The organism is Streptomyces sp. NPDC028305 (assembly GCF_055569495.1).
Map to the genome: position 1 here is coordinate 576,407 of NZ_JBVHTN010000001.1, position 14,666 is coordinate 591,072.

The following is a 14,666-nucleotide window of genomic DNA, read 5'->3' on the forward strand; positions in this document are numbered from 1 at the left end:
CTGTCTGCCGCTTGTCTGCCGCTTGTCGGTGGGTTGTCGGTGGCGCCTGTCATCGTGGTGATATGACGCGATACGAACACAGGACCAGCGGCGGCAACGCCGTCGAAGTACGGGGGCTGGTCAAACACTTCGGCGACACCAAAGCCGTCGACGGAGTGGACCTGGACGTGCCGGAGGGCACCGTCCTCGGCGTGCTCGGGCCCAACGGCGCGGGCAAGACCACCCTCGTCCGCTGCCTCTCCACCCTGCTGATGCCGGACGCGGGCACCGCGGTGGTGGCCGGTTACGACGTGGTGCGCCAGCCGCGGCAGCTGCGCCGCACCATCGGGCTCACCGGGCAGTACGCCTCGGTCGACGAGAAGCTCTCCGGCTGGGAGAACCTCTACATGATCGGGCGGCTGCTCGACCTCTCCCGCAAGGACGCCCGCGCGCGGGCGGACGCCATGCTGGAGCGGTTCTCGCTCACCGATGCCGCCAAGCGCGCCGCGCGCACCTACTCCGGCGGTATGCGCCGCCGGCTCGACCTGGCCGCCTCCATGATCGGCCGGCCCTCCGTGCTCTATCTGGACGAGCCGACCACCGGCCTGGACCCGCGCACCCGCAACGAGGTGTGGGACGAGGTCAAGCGGATGGTCTCCGAGGGCTCCACGGTCCTGCTGACCACGCAGTACATGGAGGAGGCCGAGCAGCTCGCGGACGACCTGGCGGTCATCGACCGCGGCAAGGTCATCGCCGAGGGCCGGGTCAACGAGCTCAAGGCCAAGGTCGGCGGCCGCACCCTCCAGATCCGCCCGTCGGACCCCGGCGAGCTGCACCGCATGGTCGGCGCCATCACCCAGGCGGGGCTCGACGGCATCGCGGGCGCGACCGCGGATGTGGCCGAGGGCCTGGTCAATGTGCCGATCATCAGCGATGAGCAGCTGACCGCCGTGATCGGTCTGCTCGGCGAGCGCGGTTTCGCGATCTCCGGGATCGACACCCATCTGCCCAGCCTGGACGAGGTGTTCCTGGCCATCACCGGTCAGAAGACATCCACGCCGGAAAACCCGGCGGACAAGGACAACAAGAAGCTTGAGGAGGTCGCCGCGTGAGCGCCGCGACGGTGAGTTCCGCGCCCGGGAAGGCGCTGCCCGGCGAGGGCCGGATCGGGCTGCGTGCCAATGCGCGCCATATCGGCGCGCTGGTGCGGCGCAACGCCCTCCAGATCAAGCAGGACCCGGAGTCGATGTTCGACGCCCTGCTGATGCCGATCGTCTTCTCGCTGCTGTTCGTGTATGTCTTCGGCGGCGCGATCGCGCAGGGCGACCGGGACGCCTACGTCAGCTATCTGGTCCCCGGCATGATGGCGATGGGCGGTCTGAACATCGCGATGTCGGTCGGCACCGGCGTCAATGACGACTTCAACAAGGGCGTCATGGACCGCTTCCGCACCATGCCCATCGCCCGCTCCTCGGTGCTGGTCGCCAAGCTGATCGTCGAGACCGGCCGGATGCTGGTGTCGACCATCGTCCTGCTGGTCATGGGCTTCATCATGGGGTTCGACCTCAAGACCGGCCCGCTCGAGCTGCTCGCCGCGATCGCCCTGGCCCTGTTGTTCGGCTCCTCGCTGACCTGGATATTCATGCTGCTCGGCCTGTCGGTGAAGACCCCTCAGGCGGTGCAGGGACTGGGGTTCCTCGTGATGATGCCACTACAGTTCGGCTCCTCCATCTTCGCCCCGACCGCGACCATGCCGGGGTGGTTGCAGTCCTTCACCAAGTACAACCCGCTGTCCCAGCTCGCGGACGGCGCCCGGGCGCTGACCAGCGGTCATGGCGCGGTCGCCCATCCGGTGACCATGGTCGTGATCTGGGCGCTGGCCATCACGGTGGTGACCGCCCCGCTGGCGGTGGCGAAGTTCCGCAACAAGACCTGAACCGCGAAACCCGCCGCGTCATACGAGGGCGGTGGCCTCCTCCAGGGACAGGCCGCCGCCCTCGGCGTGCGCCCGCGCGTACGCGGCGTCGCCCAGCCGCGCCCGCGCCATGGCCTCCGCCCGCTCCCGGTTGCCGGACTCCACGGCCGCCACGTGGTGGGAGGTCGACCGCAGGGCGTCGTACGCGCCGAGCAGCCGCGCCGCGGTCTCGGCGTTCGCCGCGCCGCCCAGTTGGGCCAGCGCCCGGGCGCCGGTCGCGATTTGCATGATCTGCATATGCGGGGCGACGATCCTGGACAGCGGGTCGTCCGCCTTCATCAGGGCTTGCCGCAGCCTCACCAGGGCGTCCTCGGGCCGTCCTTCGAGCAGGTCGAGCCAGCCGAGCAGCCCCACCACCACCCCCTGGAAGAGGTCCAGCGCGCGCTGGTCGAACTCCCCCAGCAACAGCTCCAGCTGGACCCGTGCCTCGGCGGTGGCGCCGGTGGAACCGCAGCGCATGGCCAGGTGCAGCCGGGCGTACGCCAGGGACTCGCTGCCCGCGTGCTGCCCCCGCTCCACCACCTCGCGCAGCACCCGCTCGCCCGCGGCCGCCTCGGCCGCCGACCCACTCTCGATCAGCACCCCGGCCAGCCGGGCCCGCAGCAGCAACACCTGTGTGTGCGCGTCCAGCTGCTCGGCGCAGCGGATCGCCGCGCGGTAGTCGGCGGCGGCCGCCTCGCCCTCGCCGCGCTGCTCCAGCAGCTCGCCGCGGCCGGACAGGGCCTCCGCCATGCCCCACGCGTCCCCGAGCCGGGTGAAGATCTCCAGGCTCTCGTCGGCGTCCCGCCGCGACTCGTCGGCCGAGCGCTCATGGTCGTCCCCGCCGTCCCCGCCGTCCCCGCCGCTCCAGTCGCCCCGGCCGCTCAGGACCTTGGCGCGCAGCTGAAGGAGCATGGCGGTCTCCCACTCGTAGCCGAGCTCCCGGCAGGTGCGCACCCCCTCTTCGACGATCTGCCGCAGCAGCTCGAACTCGCCGGTGAGCAGCACGGCGTAGAACCACATGAAGCCCGGGATACGGCAGTTCTGCGGCAGCCCCGGGCGATAGGCGGAGACGATGCCCCGCAGCTCGCTCCGGGCCTCCTCGCTGCCCAACTCCCGCATGTCGCCCTCGATGTTGGACAGCCCGATCAGCCGCACCCCGCGCCGCGCCTCCTCGAGCAGCTCGGGCGGCATGGGCGGCGGCCGGTCCGTGGAGCGGGCGAGCAGCGGGGGCACCGGGGCGATGGGCGGCGCGAAGGGGTTGGGGCCGAGCGCCGCGGCGGCCGCCGACCACTGGCGCGCGTCGCCGCGGTGGCCGCGCAGCTGCCAGAACCAGCCGAGCGACAGCACCAGGCACAGCGCCTCGTGTTCGTCGCGCGCGGCGACGGCGCGGCGCAGCGCGGTCCGCAGATTGTCGTGCTCGGTCTCCAGCCGGGCGAGCCACACCCGCTGTTCCGGGCCGCGCAGCAGGGGGTCGGCGGTGCGGGCCAGCTCCCGGTAGGCGACCAGGTGGCGCCCCTCGACCACCGCGCGCTCCCCCGCCTGTGCGAGGCGCTCGGCGGCGTACTCGGCGACGGTCTCCAGCAGCCGGTAGCGCATGCCGGAGGCCGCGTCGGGGGCGGCGACGACCAGGGACTTGTCGACGAGCGAGCCGAGCAGGGCGGCGACGTCGAGGGGATCGACCGCGGCAGACCCGTCAGGCGCGTCAGCCCCGGCGGCCCCGTCAGCCCCGGCGGCCCCGGCGGCCCCGTCGCCGTATGGGTCTCCGCACACGGCCTCCGCGGCGGCCAGGTCGCAGCCGCCCGCGAAGACCGACAGCCGGCGCAGCACGGTGCGCTCCCGCGCGTCCAGCAGCTCCCAGGACCAGTCGACGACCGCGCGGAGCGTCTGCTGGCGGGGCAGCACCGTCCGGCTGCCGCTGGTCAGCAGCCGGAAGCGGTCGTCGAGCCGGTCGGCGAGCTGCCGCGGGGTGAGCGAGCGCAGCCGCGCCGCGGCCAGCTCGATGGCCAGCGGCAGTCCGTCCAGCCTGCGGCAGATCTCGGCGCAGGCGGCCGGGTCGTCGTCCACGCGGAAGCCGGGCCGGGCCGCCGCGCCCCGGTCCTGGAGCAGCCGCAGCGCGACAGGGTCCGGCAGCGGATCCACGGGGCGCACCAACTCGCCCGGGACGGCCAGCGGTTCGCGGCTGGTGGCCAGGACGGTGACGCCGGGGCAGCGGGTGAGCAGGGTCTCGGCGAGCCGGGCCGCGGCGTCGACGAGGTGTTCGCAGTTGTCGAGCACGATCAGCATCCGGCGCGGCGCGCAGTGCTCCACGAGCCGCGCGAGCGGGTCGAACGTGGTCGGGTCGGTCGCGGCCCGCAGCCCTTCCGCGGCGCTGCCGCGGATGACGGTCTGGCGCGCCCCGAGGGCGGTGAGCACCGTCTCCGGCACGGTCCCCGGGTCGTCCACGGGGGCCAGCTCGGCCAGCCAGACGCCGTCCGCCCAGATGTCCGCCACCGACTCGGCGGCCTCCTGCGACAGCCGGGTCTTCCCGGCCCCGCCGGGCCCGAGGAGGGTGATGAGCCGGTGGGCTCCGGCCAGGTCCGCCCGCAGCACCCCGAGGTCCGCCTCGCGGCCGACGAAGCTGGTCAGCCGGGCCCGCAGATTGCCGCCCCGGACACCCGGCCGCGCCCCGGCCCGCCGGGGCGGCGCCCCGTCGGGCGCGGGGCGCGGCGCGGCCGCGGGCCCCGCGGGGGCGGCGGGCGGGTCCAGCAGCTCGGCGTGGAGCGCGCGCAGCACGGGCCCGGGGTCCGCGCCGAGGCGGTCGGCGATCTCGACACGGATCGCCTCGTACGCGGTCAGCGCCTCGGCCGTGCGGCCCGCGTCGCGCAGGGCGCGGATCCGCAGGGCGTGCAGCGGCTCGTCGAGCGGATGGGCGGCGCAGAGCCCGGCGAGCCGGGGCAGGGCCTGCTCGGGGCGGCCGAGGGCGAGATCGGCGGCGATCCGGCCACGGCCGGCGTCCAGGCGGCGGGCCTCGGCGCGGGCCGCCGCCGAGCCGCCGCCGGGGAGGTCGGCGAGGGCCGGGCCGCGCCACAGGGCGAGGGCGTCGTCGAGGACGGCGGCGGCCTTGGCCGGGTCGCCGTCCTCCAGGGCCCTGGTCCCCTCCGCCACCAGGCGCTCGAAGCGGTGCAGATCGATGTCGTCGGGGTCGGCGCTCAGCCGGTAGCCGCCGGGGACCGAGCGCACCGCGTCCTTGCCGAGGGCCCTGCGGAGGCGGCCGACGAGGGCCTGGAGCGCGCCGTGGCCGTCGGCGGGCGGGTCGGCGTCCCACACCGCCTCGATCAGCGCGCCGGTGGTGTGCACCCGTCCGGGATGGAGCGCCAGCGCGGTCAGCAGTACCCGCAGACGCGTACCACCGAGCGCGATGGGGGTACCGTCGTCGCGTCGGGCCTGGGTGGTGCCGAGTATCGCGTAGCGCACCGCCCCATTGTCGGGCACGGCGGCGACTGATCCGTTCAGCTGTTCGCCCGTGCCGGCCGTTCCCCCCGGAACTCCCGGCGCCCCGCCCGACGTTTTCCGATCCCCGACGGTTCCCGATCACCGCACTCCGTGCCCACCTGGAGAGACATCACGCATGGCCACCGCAGTCAGCCGCCGCGACCGGCGGATCAGCCCCGTGTTCCTCGCCCTGGTCGCGATCATGGTCGTATCCGCGTGGGCGGTGTGGACGGACTTCTCCGCGAGCCCCGGCTTCGCCGTGTTCCTCTTCGTGGTCTCGGGCTGGATCGTGTCGTTGTGTCTCCATGAGTACGCCCACGCGCGCACCGCGCTGCACGGCGGCGACATATCGATCGGGGCCAAGGGCTATCTGACCTTGAACCCGCTGAAGTACACCCATCTGGCGCTCAGCATCGTGCTGCCCGTCATCTTCGTGATCATGGGCGGGATCGGGCTCCCCGGCGGGGCGGTGTTCATCGAGCGGCACCGCATCCGCGGCCGCTGGAAGCACAGCCTGATCTCGGCCGCGGGGCCGCTGACGAACATCGCGTTCGCGGTGGCGCTGACCGCGCCGTTCTGGCTCGGCGCGCTGGACGGGGTGCCGGATGTGTTCCGCTACGCGCTGGCGTTCCTGGCGATGCTCCAGGTCACCGCGGCCATCCTGAACTCCCTCCCGGTCCCGGGGCTGGACGGCTACGGCGTGATCGAGCCGTGGCTGTCGTACCGGGTGCGGCGGCAGGTCGAGCCGTACGCGCCGTTCGGGCTGATCGCGGTGTTCGGTGTGCTGTGGATTCCGGAGGTCAACCACGTCTTCTTCGACTCCATCGACGCGGTGATGCGGGGCCTGGGCGTGTCGGAGTGGGAGACGTACTGGGGTCAGGAGTTCTTCCGCTTCTGGCAGGGCGAGCCCCACCTGCCCTCGCTCAACCCATGAGCTCGGCCTCCCTGGCCGCGGCCCGGTCCAGCTTGGCCTTGCGCAGGTAGTACCAGGCCATGTTGGAGGAGACGCCCGCGAGCAGGATCCACACGACGCCGATCCAGCTGCCCTGTGCGAAGGACACGACCGCCGCGGCGACGGCGAGGGCGCAGACGGCGAGGGCGTAGAGGGCCAGTCGGGGCATGGGGTGGGCTCCTGTCCGGGGATGTGTCAGTCCCGGACATTGTCCCCCATGCCCCGCCGCCTCCCATGCCCCGCCCCGCGTCGCCCCGGCGGGCGCCCCCGGTCAGACGTCCGTGACCCGCAGGCCCGCGTGGGCCTTGTAGCGGCGGTTCGTCGAGATCAGGTTGGCGACCAGCGACTCGACCTGGTGGGCGTTGCGCAGCCGCCCCGCGAACACGCCCCGCATCCCGGGGATCCGGGCCGCCAGCGCCTGCACCAGATCCGTGTCGGCGCGGCTCTCGCCCAGCACCATCACATCCGTGTCGATCTGCTCGACCTCGGGGTCCTGGAGCAGCACCGCCGACAGATGGTGGAAGGCGGCGGTCACCCGCGAGTCGGGCAGCAGGGCGGCGGCCTGCTCGGCGGCGCTGCCCTCCTCGGGCTTGAGCGCGTACGCGCCCTTCTTGTCGAAGCCGAGCGGGTTCACGCAGTCGATGACGAGCTTGCCGCTCAGCTCCTCGCGCAGCGACTCCAGGGTCTTGCCGTGCCCCTCCCACGGCACCGCGACGATCACGACATCGCTGCGCCGCGCGCACTCCGCGTTGTCCTCGCCCTCGATGCCGAGCGCCGCGCCGCCCAGTTCCTCGGCCGCGGTCCGCGCCCGTTCCACGGCCCGCGAGCCGATGATCACCTTCTGGCCGGCCCGGGCCAGCCGGTAGGCCAGGCCGCGCCCCTGGTCGCCGGTGCCGCCGAGGACCCCGACGACCAGGTCGGAGACGTCGGGCAGGTCCCAGGGGTCCTTGGCGGGGGCCTTCTTCGCGGGGGCCGCCCCACCATCACCAGCATCAGCAGCAGTAGAAGTCATAACCGCGATACTGACACGCCCGGTGACGCCGACACGCCCCCGGTGGCCCGGGTCACGCCTTGACGCTGCCCTCGGTGAGCCCGGTGCGCCAGTACCGCTGCAACACCCCCATCAGGACCATCAGCGGGACCACGGAGAGGAAGGCGCCGCCGACCGTGTACTGGTAGAGCTCCGGCTGCCGGTCCGCGTACCCCTGCCAGGAGGTGAGGCCCAGCTGGATCGGATACAGATCGGAGTCCGAGAGCATCACCAGCGGCAGGAAGAAGTTGTTCCAGATATGCACGAACTGGAACAGGAAGACGGTGACCAGCGCCGGGGTCATCAGCCGCAGCCCCAGCGTGGAGAAGATCCGCGCCTCGCCCGCGCCGTCGATCCGCGCCGCCTCCAGCAGTGAGTCGGGCACCGCGGCGGCCGCGTAGACCCGGCACAGATAGACCCCGAAGGGGCTGACCACGCTGGGCAGCAGCACCGCCGCGTAGGTGTTGGCGAGCCCCATCTCGCTGAAGAGGAGGTACAGCGGGAGGGCGAGCGCGGTGCCCGGGATGAGCACCCCGGCGAGGATGACGTTGAAGACGCCCTCCCGCCCGGGGAAGGGGAACTTGGCCAGGGCGTAGCCGGCGGCGGCCGACAGCAGGGTGGCGGCCACTGCCCCGACGCCCGCGTACATCAGGCTGTTGGCGAACCAGCGGACGTAGATGCCGTCGTCGTAGGTGAGCACCCGGCGCAGATAGTCGATGGGGTGCGGGTCGTGGAACCAGAAGCCGAAGGTGCCGAAGAGGTCGCTGCTGGACTTGGTCGCCGACACCACCAGCCAGTAGACGGGGACCAGGAAGTAGACGGCCGCGACGGCGAGCAGCGAGACGGTGATGATGCGGTAGCGCAGCGGGGGCTGCCGGCCGTCCCGGCGGCGGCCGCGGCGGCGCGGCGCGCCCGCCGCGGTGCCCGGCGCCGGGGTGCCGTCCGCCGGGATCTGCTGGGTGGCCTGGGCGCTCACCGGCTCCTCCCGTCCTTCCCCTTGGGTTGCTTGGGCCCTCGCTGTCCCACGAGCCTCAGGAAGCCGAAGGACAGCACGCAGGCGACCAGCGCGAGCAGCACCGCCTCGGCCGCCGCGATGTGCTGGTTGTTGCTGGTGAACGCCTCGTTGTAGGCGGCCAGGTTGGGGGTGTAGCCGGAGTCGATGGAGTTGCTGAGCGGCTTGAGCACCTTGGGTTCGGCGAACAGCTGGAGGGTGCCGATGATGCTGAAGACGGTGGTGAGCACGAGCGCGGGCCGGATCAGCGGCAGCTTGATGTGCCAGGCGATCTGCCAGGCCCTGGCCCCGTCGATGCGCGCCGCCTCGTACAGCTCGCCGGGCACGGCCTTGAGCTGCGCGATCAGCACCAGCATGTTGTAGCCGGTGAACTGCCAGGTGACGATGTTGGCGATGGACCACAGCACGGTTCCGCGGGACAGGAAGTCCACGTCCCAGCCCGCGGAGTGGGCCAGCTCCACCAGGGGGCTGATGCCCGGTACGTACAGGAAGCCCCACAGGATCGAGGCGATGACGCCGGGCACCCCGTACGGCAGGAAGAAGGCGGTCCGGAAGAAGCCGACCCAGCGGGCGGACGCCGCCTCCAGCAGCAGCGCGAGCCCGGTGGCCAGCACGATCATCACCGGGATCTGCACGGCGCCGAACAGCAGCACCCGCCCGAAGCCGGCGGTGAAGCGGTCGTCCTCCAGTGCGTGTGTGTAGTTGGAGAGGCCCGCCCACACCTCTTTGGTCTCGCCGCCGAGGCCGAGCGCGCCGGTGCGCTCGACCCTCAGCAGGCTTTCGTACAGGGCGTATCCGATGGGCGCGATGAAGCACAGCAGGAAGAGCGCGAGGAAAGGCAGCAGAAACCCGGCCGCCGACCGGGCGCCGCGGACCTCGGTGCGGGTGAGGCGTCTCACCCGGCCGTCACCTTCAGTCCCTTTTCCTTGAGGTCGCTGATCGTCTCGCCCTGCACCTTCTTCAGCACGGACCTGAACGAGCCGCCGTCGCCGAGGGCCGCGGTGAAGGCGTCGCCGAGCCGCTGGTAGAGGGTGTCGGTGGAGGGGCCCCACCGCCAGCTGGTGTCCACGCCCTTGCTCGCGGCGTCGAACACCTTGCTGTACTCCTGGCCGCCCATGAAGTCCTTGTGCACATCCAGCTGGGAGGTGGTGTAGCCCTGCTTGGCGGCGGGGGTGCCATAGCCGTTGTCGATAAGGAGCTTGATCGACTCGGGGTCGGTGTTGAGCCAGATCGCGAACGCCAGCGCGTCCTTCGGGTACGTGCTCTTGGCGAAGACCGCGGTGGTGGAGCCGCCCCAGTTGGCGAAGGCCCCGTCGCCCTTCTTCCACTGCGGCATGGGCACGACCCGCCACTTGCCGCTGGTCTTGGGGGCGTTGCCGACCAGCAGCGCGTCGCCCCAGCTGGCGCCGAGCCAGGAGGCGATCGCCCCGGTCTGGACGTCCTTGTACCAGGCGTTCTGCCGGTCCGGGATGGTCTTGATCAGCTTCTGCTTGACCAGCGCCTCCCAGTAGTCGGCGACCTTGCGGGTGGGCTCGTCGTCGATGCTCACGGTCCAGGTGTCGCCCTCGGCGCCGAACCAGCTCGCCCCGGCCTGCCAGGCCAGGCCCGCGAAGCGGTTGCCGTTGGTCGCCGAGAAGGTCTCGATCCAGGCGCCCTTCTTGCGGATCGCCTTGGCCGCCGCCTCGTAGTCGTCCCAGGTGGCAGGCGGTTCGACGCCCCACTCGTCGAACAGGTCCTGGCGGATGAACAGACCCATCGGACCGGACGCCTGCGGGACGGCGTAGACGGCCTTGCCGAAGACCGACTGCTGCCACTGCCAGCCGACGAACTTGTCCTTGTACGACTCGACCCCGTACTTCGTGAGGTCCAGCAGACCGTTGTCGATCAGGAAGCTGGGCACGACCGGGTATTCGATCTGGCCGAGGTCCGGCGGGTTGCCCGACTTGATCGCGGCGTGCATCTTCGCGTACTGGGCGCCGTCCACGGCCGACACCTTCTCGACCTTGACCTGCACCTCGGGGTTCTTGCTGTTCCACAGCTCGACGGGCTTGTCGATGCCCGGCACCCAGGACCAGAAGGTCAGCTTGATCTTCTCGCCCTTCTTCCGGCCCTTGGGCTCGTCGTCCCCGTCGTCCGAGCCGCAGCCCGCGAGGGCGAAACCGGCCGCCGCGGCGGCGGCGCCGCCCAGGACCGCGCGCCGCCCGGGGGTCCGGAGGGGACCGTGAGAACTGTGGCGGTGCATCTTGCTCATACCAGCTCCTTCACCGGAATGCGCCGGAAGGTGATCGTCGAGTAGGCGCTGAAGTCGCCGGTCTCGTAGAGCAGTCCGACGGTCTCTTCATCGATCCTGACCAGGTCGGAGTAGGCGGCCGGCAGCCCGTCGACGGTGTGGGCGGGCCGCCAGGTGGCCCCGCCGTCGCCGCTGGCCCGCACCGTCATCAGAGCCCGGTAGCCGGGGTCGGCCGGCCCGGAGAACAGCACCACATCCGGGTCGCCCAGGTGCAGCACGCTGCCCTCGACGACCGGCGCGACCAGCCCGGCCTGCGGCCTGAAGGGCTTGTCGAGGGTCGCGCCGCCGTCGGACGAGTGGGCGTCGGCCCGGTTGCCGGGCGCGTTGGCGTCGCTGCGGGTGTTGAAGTACACCCGGCCGTCGGGGAGTTCGGCTGCGGTGGTCTCGTTGACGTTGATGTATCCGTCGGGGTTGTCCTCGACGTAGCCGATCCGCCAGGTGGCGCCGTCGTCGTCGCTGAGCAGGTCGTGCCCGCCGTCGTACTTCCCCTCGGCGCCGGTGTCCCCGGCGGCGGTCGGCGGCGTCGAGTGGTTGCCCGGTACGACGATCCGGCCGGCCCGGGCGCCGTGCCGTAACCGCAGGGCGTGGCCGGGCGTGGTGGCGTACCAGCGCCACTCCGGCCGCTTCGCCTCGCCGGTGATCTCCCGGGGCGCGCTCCAGCCCACCCCGTCGTCGTCACTGTGCGCCACCCACACCCGCCGCCCGTCCTCGGCGGACACCTGGCCGCGCCGGATCAGGTCCTCGGTGGCGGTGGCGCCGTTGGTCACATGGACGAGGACGACCCGGCCGCCCGCCGTGACCACGGGCGCCGGATTCCCGGCCGTGCCGGTGCCGTTCCGCGCGACGACCTGTAAGGGCCCCCAGGTCCGCCCGCCGTCCGCCGAGCGCTTGAGCACGAGGTCGATGTCCCCGTGGTCGGCGGAGGACCCCACCCGCCCCTCGGCGAAGGCCAGCAGCGTCCCGGCGGGCGTCGCCACCACCGCCGGAATGCGGTAACTCGCATAGCCCTCGGCCCCCGCCCGGAACGGCACGGAGACCTCGTACGCGCGCGCTGCCACATCGCTTGCCATCCGACCCCCCTTCCCGCTCAGTCTCGGGGCGCTCCTACGCGCGGGCTTCCTTCGTCGCTGCTCGCTCCTTCGTCGCTGCGCGGCTCCTCAGTCCAGCCCGCGCAGCGCCCCGAGACACGCTCGTGCCCGCCGATGCCCCGTTGCAATCGAGTGCCGCCGCCAAAATGACCGGACGTAGGACGTCCCTTGTGTCCGGCGACCTTAGGGTTCGCCTCACAGAGCGTCAAGGGACGGCACATGAACACTTGGCGGTGGATCCGTCGAAGGATGCAGGGAGCCGCCACCGATTTCGTCCGCCGGGCGGAGGTTCCGCCAGGCGGCGGCTCATAGCGTCGCGTTATGACCAACGCTTACAAGCAGCTCCTGGAAGGGAGCGTCACCCTCGTCGTCGGGCTGGCGCTGTGGTTGTTCGCCGGGGACATCGAACTCCCCGTGGTGGAGCTCCCCAAAATCGGGGTGGTGATGATGTGCTGGGGTGGCGTACAGCTGCTCTACGGCTCGTACCTGGGCGCGGCCGGACAACGCTCGAAGGGGTGAGACCGGCCCGATTCGCCCCCGCCGCCCCGCGCGGCCCGGCAGGATCCCGGGCCCATGGACGCCGTACGGGTCGCGCTGCTGCGCGATGTGCTCGCCGGGACCGAATGGCTGCGGGCCACCCGCCGGTTCGCGGGGTCCCTGCGGGCTTCGGTCGAGCCGCACGGGGGCGGGCTGCTGCTGGTCGGCAGCGAGGAGTACGAGCCCTGGCACCTGGCCGCGCACCTCGACGACGAGGCCGCCTGGTCCGGTCTGCCCGAGCTGTCCCCCACCCTCGTACGCCACCGGGTCCCCGACGGCGCGGTCCCCGCTCATCTGGCCGTCGACCTCGGCCGGTTGGAGCGCGCCAGGCGCGGCGAGACGCTGCTCGTGGTCGCGCCGGACGACCCGGGGGCCGGGCTGCTGGAGCGGGTGGACGACGCGCGCCGGAGCGGGGCCACCGTGCTCGCCCTCGACGGCGGCCACGCCGAACTGCACGCCCTCGCACATGACGCGCTGGCCGCCCCGGCCGACGCGGGCCTCGATCTGGACACCCTCCAGCACCTGGTCAGCGCCGCCGCCGGGGAGAACGGCCTGCCCGCGCCGCCCGGCCGCCACCGCTTCCGCGACCGCCTCGCCCGGCTGGCCGACCGGCTGACGGCCCCGCCACCGGCTCCTTGGTGAGCGCATGGCGTGAATAATTCGTTTGTGGGCCGCGCGGACGGCGCTTGAGCATGTCCCCTTGTGACGGACGATCCACATCCCCCGGCCCCGGGGGCGCGTCGGCGCGCCCTGCTGCCCGATCTCGCGCCCTGGCGCTCCTCCCGCGACTTCCGCCTGATGTGGACCGCGGGGCTGGTGACCGCCTTCGGCAGCTTTCTGACCATGGTTGCGCTGCCGCTCCAGATCAAGGAGTTGACGGGCTCGGCCCTCGCCGTCGGGGCGATCGGCGCGGTCGAGCTGGTCCCGCTGATCGTCTTCGGTCTGTACGGCGGGGCGCTCGCGGACGCCGTCGACCGCCGGAAGCTGATCCTGCTCACCGAGGCGGGTCTTGGCCTGCTGGCCGCGCTGCTGCTGGCCAACAGCCTGCTGCCCGATCCCATGCTGTGGCCGCTGTATGTGGTGGCCGCCCTGACCAGCGCGCTCACCGGGCTCCAGCGCCCGGCCATCGACGCGGTCACGGCCCGTATCGTCCCGCACGGCCAGCTCACCGCGGCCGCCGCACTGAACGCGATCCGCTGGCAGCTGTCCGCCATCGCGGGCCCCTCGCTCGCGGGCATCGTCGTCGCGTACGCGGGGCTGCCCTTCGCGTACGGCCTGGACCTGCTGACCTTCGCCGCCTCGATCCTGCTGGCGCTCGGCCTCACCCCCGCGCCGCCCGCCCATGACGCGGAGAAGCCCTCGCTGCGCGCGATCGGCGAGGGCGCGCGCTATGCCTGGCGGCGCAAGGAGCTGCTGGGCACCTACGCGGTGGACATGGCGGCCATGTTCTTCGCCTTCCCGAACGCGATCTTCCCCTTCCTCGCCGACGAGTTGGACGCGCCCTGGGCGCTCGGCCTGATGTACGCGGCCGGGTCGGTGGGCTCGATGGTGGTGAGCGTGACCAGCGGCTGGGCCTCACGGGTGCATCGGCACGGCCGGATGGTGGTGCTGAGCGCGGCGCTGTGGGGCGCGGCGATGGCGCTGGCCGGATGGCTGCCGAACGTCTGGCTGGTGCTGCTGTGCCTGGCGGTGGCGGGCGGGGCGGACATGGTCAGCGGGCTGTTCCGCTCGACGATGTGGAACCAGACGATCCCCGACGAGCTGCGGGGGCGGCTGGCGGGCATCGAGCTGCTGTCGTACGCGACGGGGCCGCAGCTGGGCCAGGTCCGGGCCGGCTCGATGGCCGGGCTCGTGGGGGTGCGGGCCTCGGTCTGGACCGGCGGTCTTGCGTGCGTCGCGTCCATCGGACTGCTGGCGCTCACACTGCCGAAGCTGATGACGTACGACGCGCGCACGGACGAGCACGCGCGGCGCGTCCGCGAGTGGCGCGAGGCGGCGGACGCACCCGTGTGAGCGCCCGCCGCGGTCAGCCGCCGTCCCGCGCGCCCCCGCCGGGGGTGCCCCCGTCGCCCGTGGGCTCATCGCGTGTGGGCTCATCGCGCCACCGTGGGTCGGTCTCCCACTCGACGTTCCGCTCCGCGGCCAGCTCCATCGCGTGCTGGGCCTCGGTGCGGCTGGGGTACGGGCCCAGCCGGTCGGCCGCGCGGCACTCCGGGCCCTCCTCGACCTTCTGGTGCCTGATGCAGTAGTACCACTCGCCCGGCTTCCCCGCGGCCCGCTTCTTGAACAGCGCCATCGCCGTCTCCCGCCCTTCTCTCCCGGTCTTCCGCCATGCTGCCCGATGCGCCGC

Annotated in this window: 14 protein-coding genes; 6 read left to right on the top strand and 8 right to left on the bottom strand. The window is 72.5% G+C overall.

Going from position 1 to position 14,666, the window contains the following annotated elements:
• Positions 1–62: 62 nt before the first annotated feature.
• Complete coding sequence (locus ACZ4WQ_RS02620; RefSeq protein WP_398369973.1) at positions 63–1,091, top strand: ATP-binding cassette domain-containing protein; 1,029 nt, start codon at positions 63–65, stop codon at positions 1,089–1,091.
• Positions 1,088–1,915: an ABC transporter permease gene (locus ACZ4WQ_RS02625; protein ID WP_311730066.1), complete on the top strand. Its 828-nt coding sequence runs from the start codon at positions 1,088–1,090 to the stop codon at positions 1,913–1,915. The genes ACZ4WQ_RS02620 and ACZ4WQ_RS02625 overlap by 4 nt, the downstream gene beginning before the upstream one ends.
• Positions 1,916–1,933: 18 nt before the next feature.
• On the opposite strand, the gene ACZ4WQ_RS02630 is transcribed toward ACZ4WQ_RS02625, so the two are convergent.
• On the bottom strand, positions 1,934–5,389 hold the full coding sequence (locus tag ACZ4WQ_RS02630) for an AfsR/SARP family transcriptional regulator (RefSeq protein WP_398369970.1): 3,456 nt from the start codon (positions 5,387–5,389) through the stop codon (positions 1,934–1,936).
• A 154-nt stretch (positions 5,390–5,543) separates the two neighbouring features.
• Here ACZ4WQ_RS02630 and ACZ4WQ_RS02635 point away from each other — a divergent pair, with 154 nt between their 5' ends.
• The gene (locus tag ACZ4WQ_RS02635; protein WP_311730068.1) at positions 5,544–6,341 is read left to right on the top strand and encodes a site-2 protease family protein; all 798 of its coding nucleotides are present in this window, start codon (positions 5,544–5,546) and stop codon (positions 6,339–6,341) included.
• On the opposite strand, the gene ACZ4WQ_RS02640 is transcribed toward ACZ4WQ_RS02635, so the two are convergent.
• The 6 genes from ACZ4WQ_RS02640 to ACZ4WQ_RS02665 form a co-directional block, all read right to left on the bottom strand.
• On the bottom strand, positions 6,331–6,528 hold the full coding sequence (locus ACZ4WQ_RS02640; RefSeq protein ID WP_311730069.1) for a hypothetical protein: 198 nt from the start codon (positions 6,526–6,528) through the stop codon (positions 6,331–6,333). The two genes, ACZ4WQ_RS02635 and ACZ4WQ_RS02640, sit on opposite strands and share 11 nt — an antisense overlap.
• A 102-nt stretch (positions 6,529–6,630) precedes the next feature.
• Entirely contained in the window at positions 6,631–7,371 is a 741-nt protein-coding gene (gene npdG / locus ACZ4WQ_RS02645) for an NADPH-dependent F420 reductase (RefSeq protein WP_311730070.1), read from the bottom strand.
• Positions 7,372–7,423: 52 nt separating this feature from the next.
• Positions 7,424–8,365 carry a carbohydrate ABC transporter permease gene (locus tag ACZ4WQ_RS02650; RefSeq protein WP_398369967.1) on the bottom strand — a complete coding sequence of 314 codons (942 nt, stop codon included), beginning with the start codon at positions 8,363–8,365 and terminating at the stop codon, positions 7,424–7,426.
• A complete protein-coding gene (locus tag ACZ4WQ_RS02655) occupies positions 8,362–9,300 on the bottom strand; it encodes a carbohydrate ABC transporter permease (protein WP_398369965.1) in 939 nt (312 codons plus the stop codon). Before ACZ4WQ_RS02655 ends, ACZ4WQ_RS02650 begins: the two co-directional genes overlap by 4 nt.
• On the bottom strand, positions 9,297–10,652 hold the full coding sequence (locus tag ACZ4WQ_RS02660) for an ABC transporter substrate-binding protein (RefSeq protein WP_311730072.1): 1,356 nt from the start codon (positions 10,650–10,652) through the stop codon (positions 9,297–9,299). Before ACZ4WQ_RS02660 ends, ACZ4WQ_RS02655 begins: the two co-directional genes overlap by 4 nt.
• On the bottom strand, positions 10,649–11,761 hold the full coding sequence (locus ACZ4WQ_RS02665; protein ID WP_398369962.1) for an exo-alpha-sialidase: 1,113 nt from the start codon (positions 11,759–11,761) through the stop codon (positions 10,649–10,651). The genes ACZ4WQ_RS02660 and ACZ4WQ_RS02665 overlap by 4 nt, the downstream gene beginning before the upstream one ends.
• Before the next feature lie 339 nt (positions 11,762–12,100).
• Here ACZ4WQ_RS02665 and ACZ4WQ_RS02670 point away from each other — a divergent pair, with 339 nt between their 5' ends.
• From ACZ4WQ_RS02670 to ACZ4WQ_RS02680, 3 genes are read left to right on the top strand one after another with little or no spacing between them, the layout of a single operon-like run.
• Positions 12,101–12,298 (top strand): DUF5708 family protein, encoded by a 198-nt coding sequence (locus ACZ4WQ_RS02670; RefSeq protein ID WP_311730074.1) that lies wholly within the window; start codon positions 12,101–12,103, stop codon positions 12,296–12,298.
• A 54-nt stretch (positions 12,299–12,352) separates the two neighbouring features.
• A complete protein-coding gene (locus ACZ4WQ_RS02675; RefSeq protein ID WP_385351288.1) occupies positions 12,353–12,958 on the top strand; it encodes a hypothetical protein in 606 nt (201 codons plus the stop codon).
• Between the two features lie 60 nt (positions 12,959–13,018).
• Positions 13,019–14,329, top strand: a complete 1,311-nt coding sequence (locus ACZ4WQ_RS02680; RefSeq protein ID WP_398369959.1) for an MFS transporter — start codon at positions 13,019–13,021, stop codon at positions 14,327–14,329.
• A gap of 13 nt (positions 14,330–14,342) precedes the next feature.
• Here ACZ4WQ_RS02680 and ACZ4WQ_RS02685 read toward each other — a convergent pair whose 3' ends face one another.
• Positions 14,343–14,612 (bottom strand): hypothetical protein, encoded by a 270-nt coding sequence (locus tag ACZ4WQ_RS02685; RefSeq protein WP_311730077.1) that lies wholly within the window; start codon positions 14,610–14,612, stop codon positions 14,343–14,345.
• Between the last annotated feature and the right edge of the window lie 54 nt (positions 14,613–14,666).

Coding starts and splice junctions, on each gene's coding strand:
- ACZ4WQ_RS02685 (WP_311730077.1), bottom strand. CDS start 14,612: ATGGCGCTGTTCAAGAAGCGGGCCGCGGGGAAGCCGGGCGAGTGGTAC.
- ACZ4WQ_RS02635 (WP_311730068.1), top strand. CDS start 5,544: ATGGCCACCGCAGTCAGCCGCCGCGACCGGCGGATCAGCCCCGTGTTC.
- ACZ4WQ_RS02670 (WP_311730074.1), top strand. CDS start 12,101: ATGACCAACGCTTACAAGCAGCTCCTGGAAGGGAGCGTCACCCTCGTC.
- ACZ4WQ_RS02640 (WP_311730069.1), bottom strand. CDS start 6,528: ATGCCCCGACTGGCCCTCTACGCCCTCGCCGTCTGCGCCCTCGCCGTC.
- ACZ4WQ_RS02660 (WP_311730072.1), bottom strand. CDS start 10,652: ATGAGCAAGATGCACCGCCACAGTTCTCACGGTCCCCTCCGGACCCCC.
- ACZ4WQ_RS02620 (WP_398369973.1), top strand. CDS start 63: ATGACGCGATACGAACACAGGACCAGCGGCGGCAACGCCGTCGAAGTA.
- ACZ4WQ_RS02665 (WP_398369962.1), bottom strand. CDS start 11,761: ATGGCAAGCGATGTGGCAGCGCGCGCGTACGAGGTCTCCGTGCCGTTC.
- npdG (WP_311730070.1), bottom strand. CDS start 7,371: ATGACTTCTACTGCTGCTGATGCTGGTGATGGTGGGGCGGCCCCCGCG.
- ACZ4WQ_RS02675 (WP_385351288.1), top strand. CDS start 12,353: ATGGACGCCGTACGGGTCGCGCTGCTGCGCGATGTGCTCGCCGGGACC.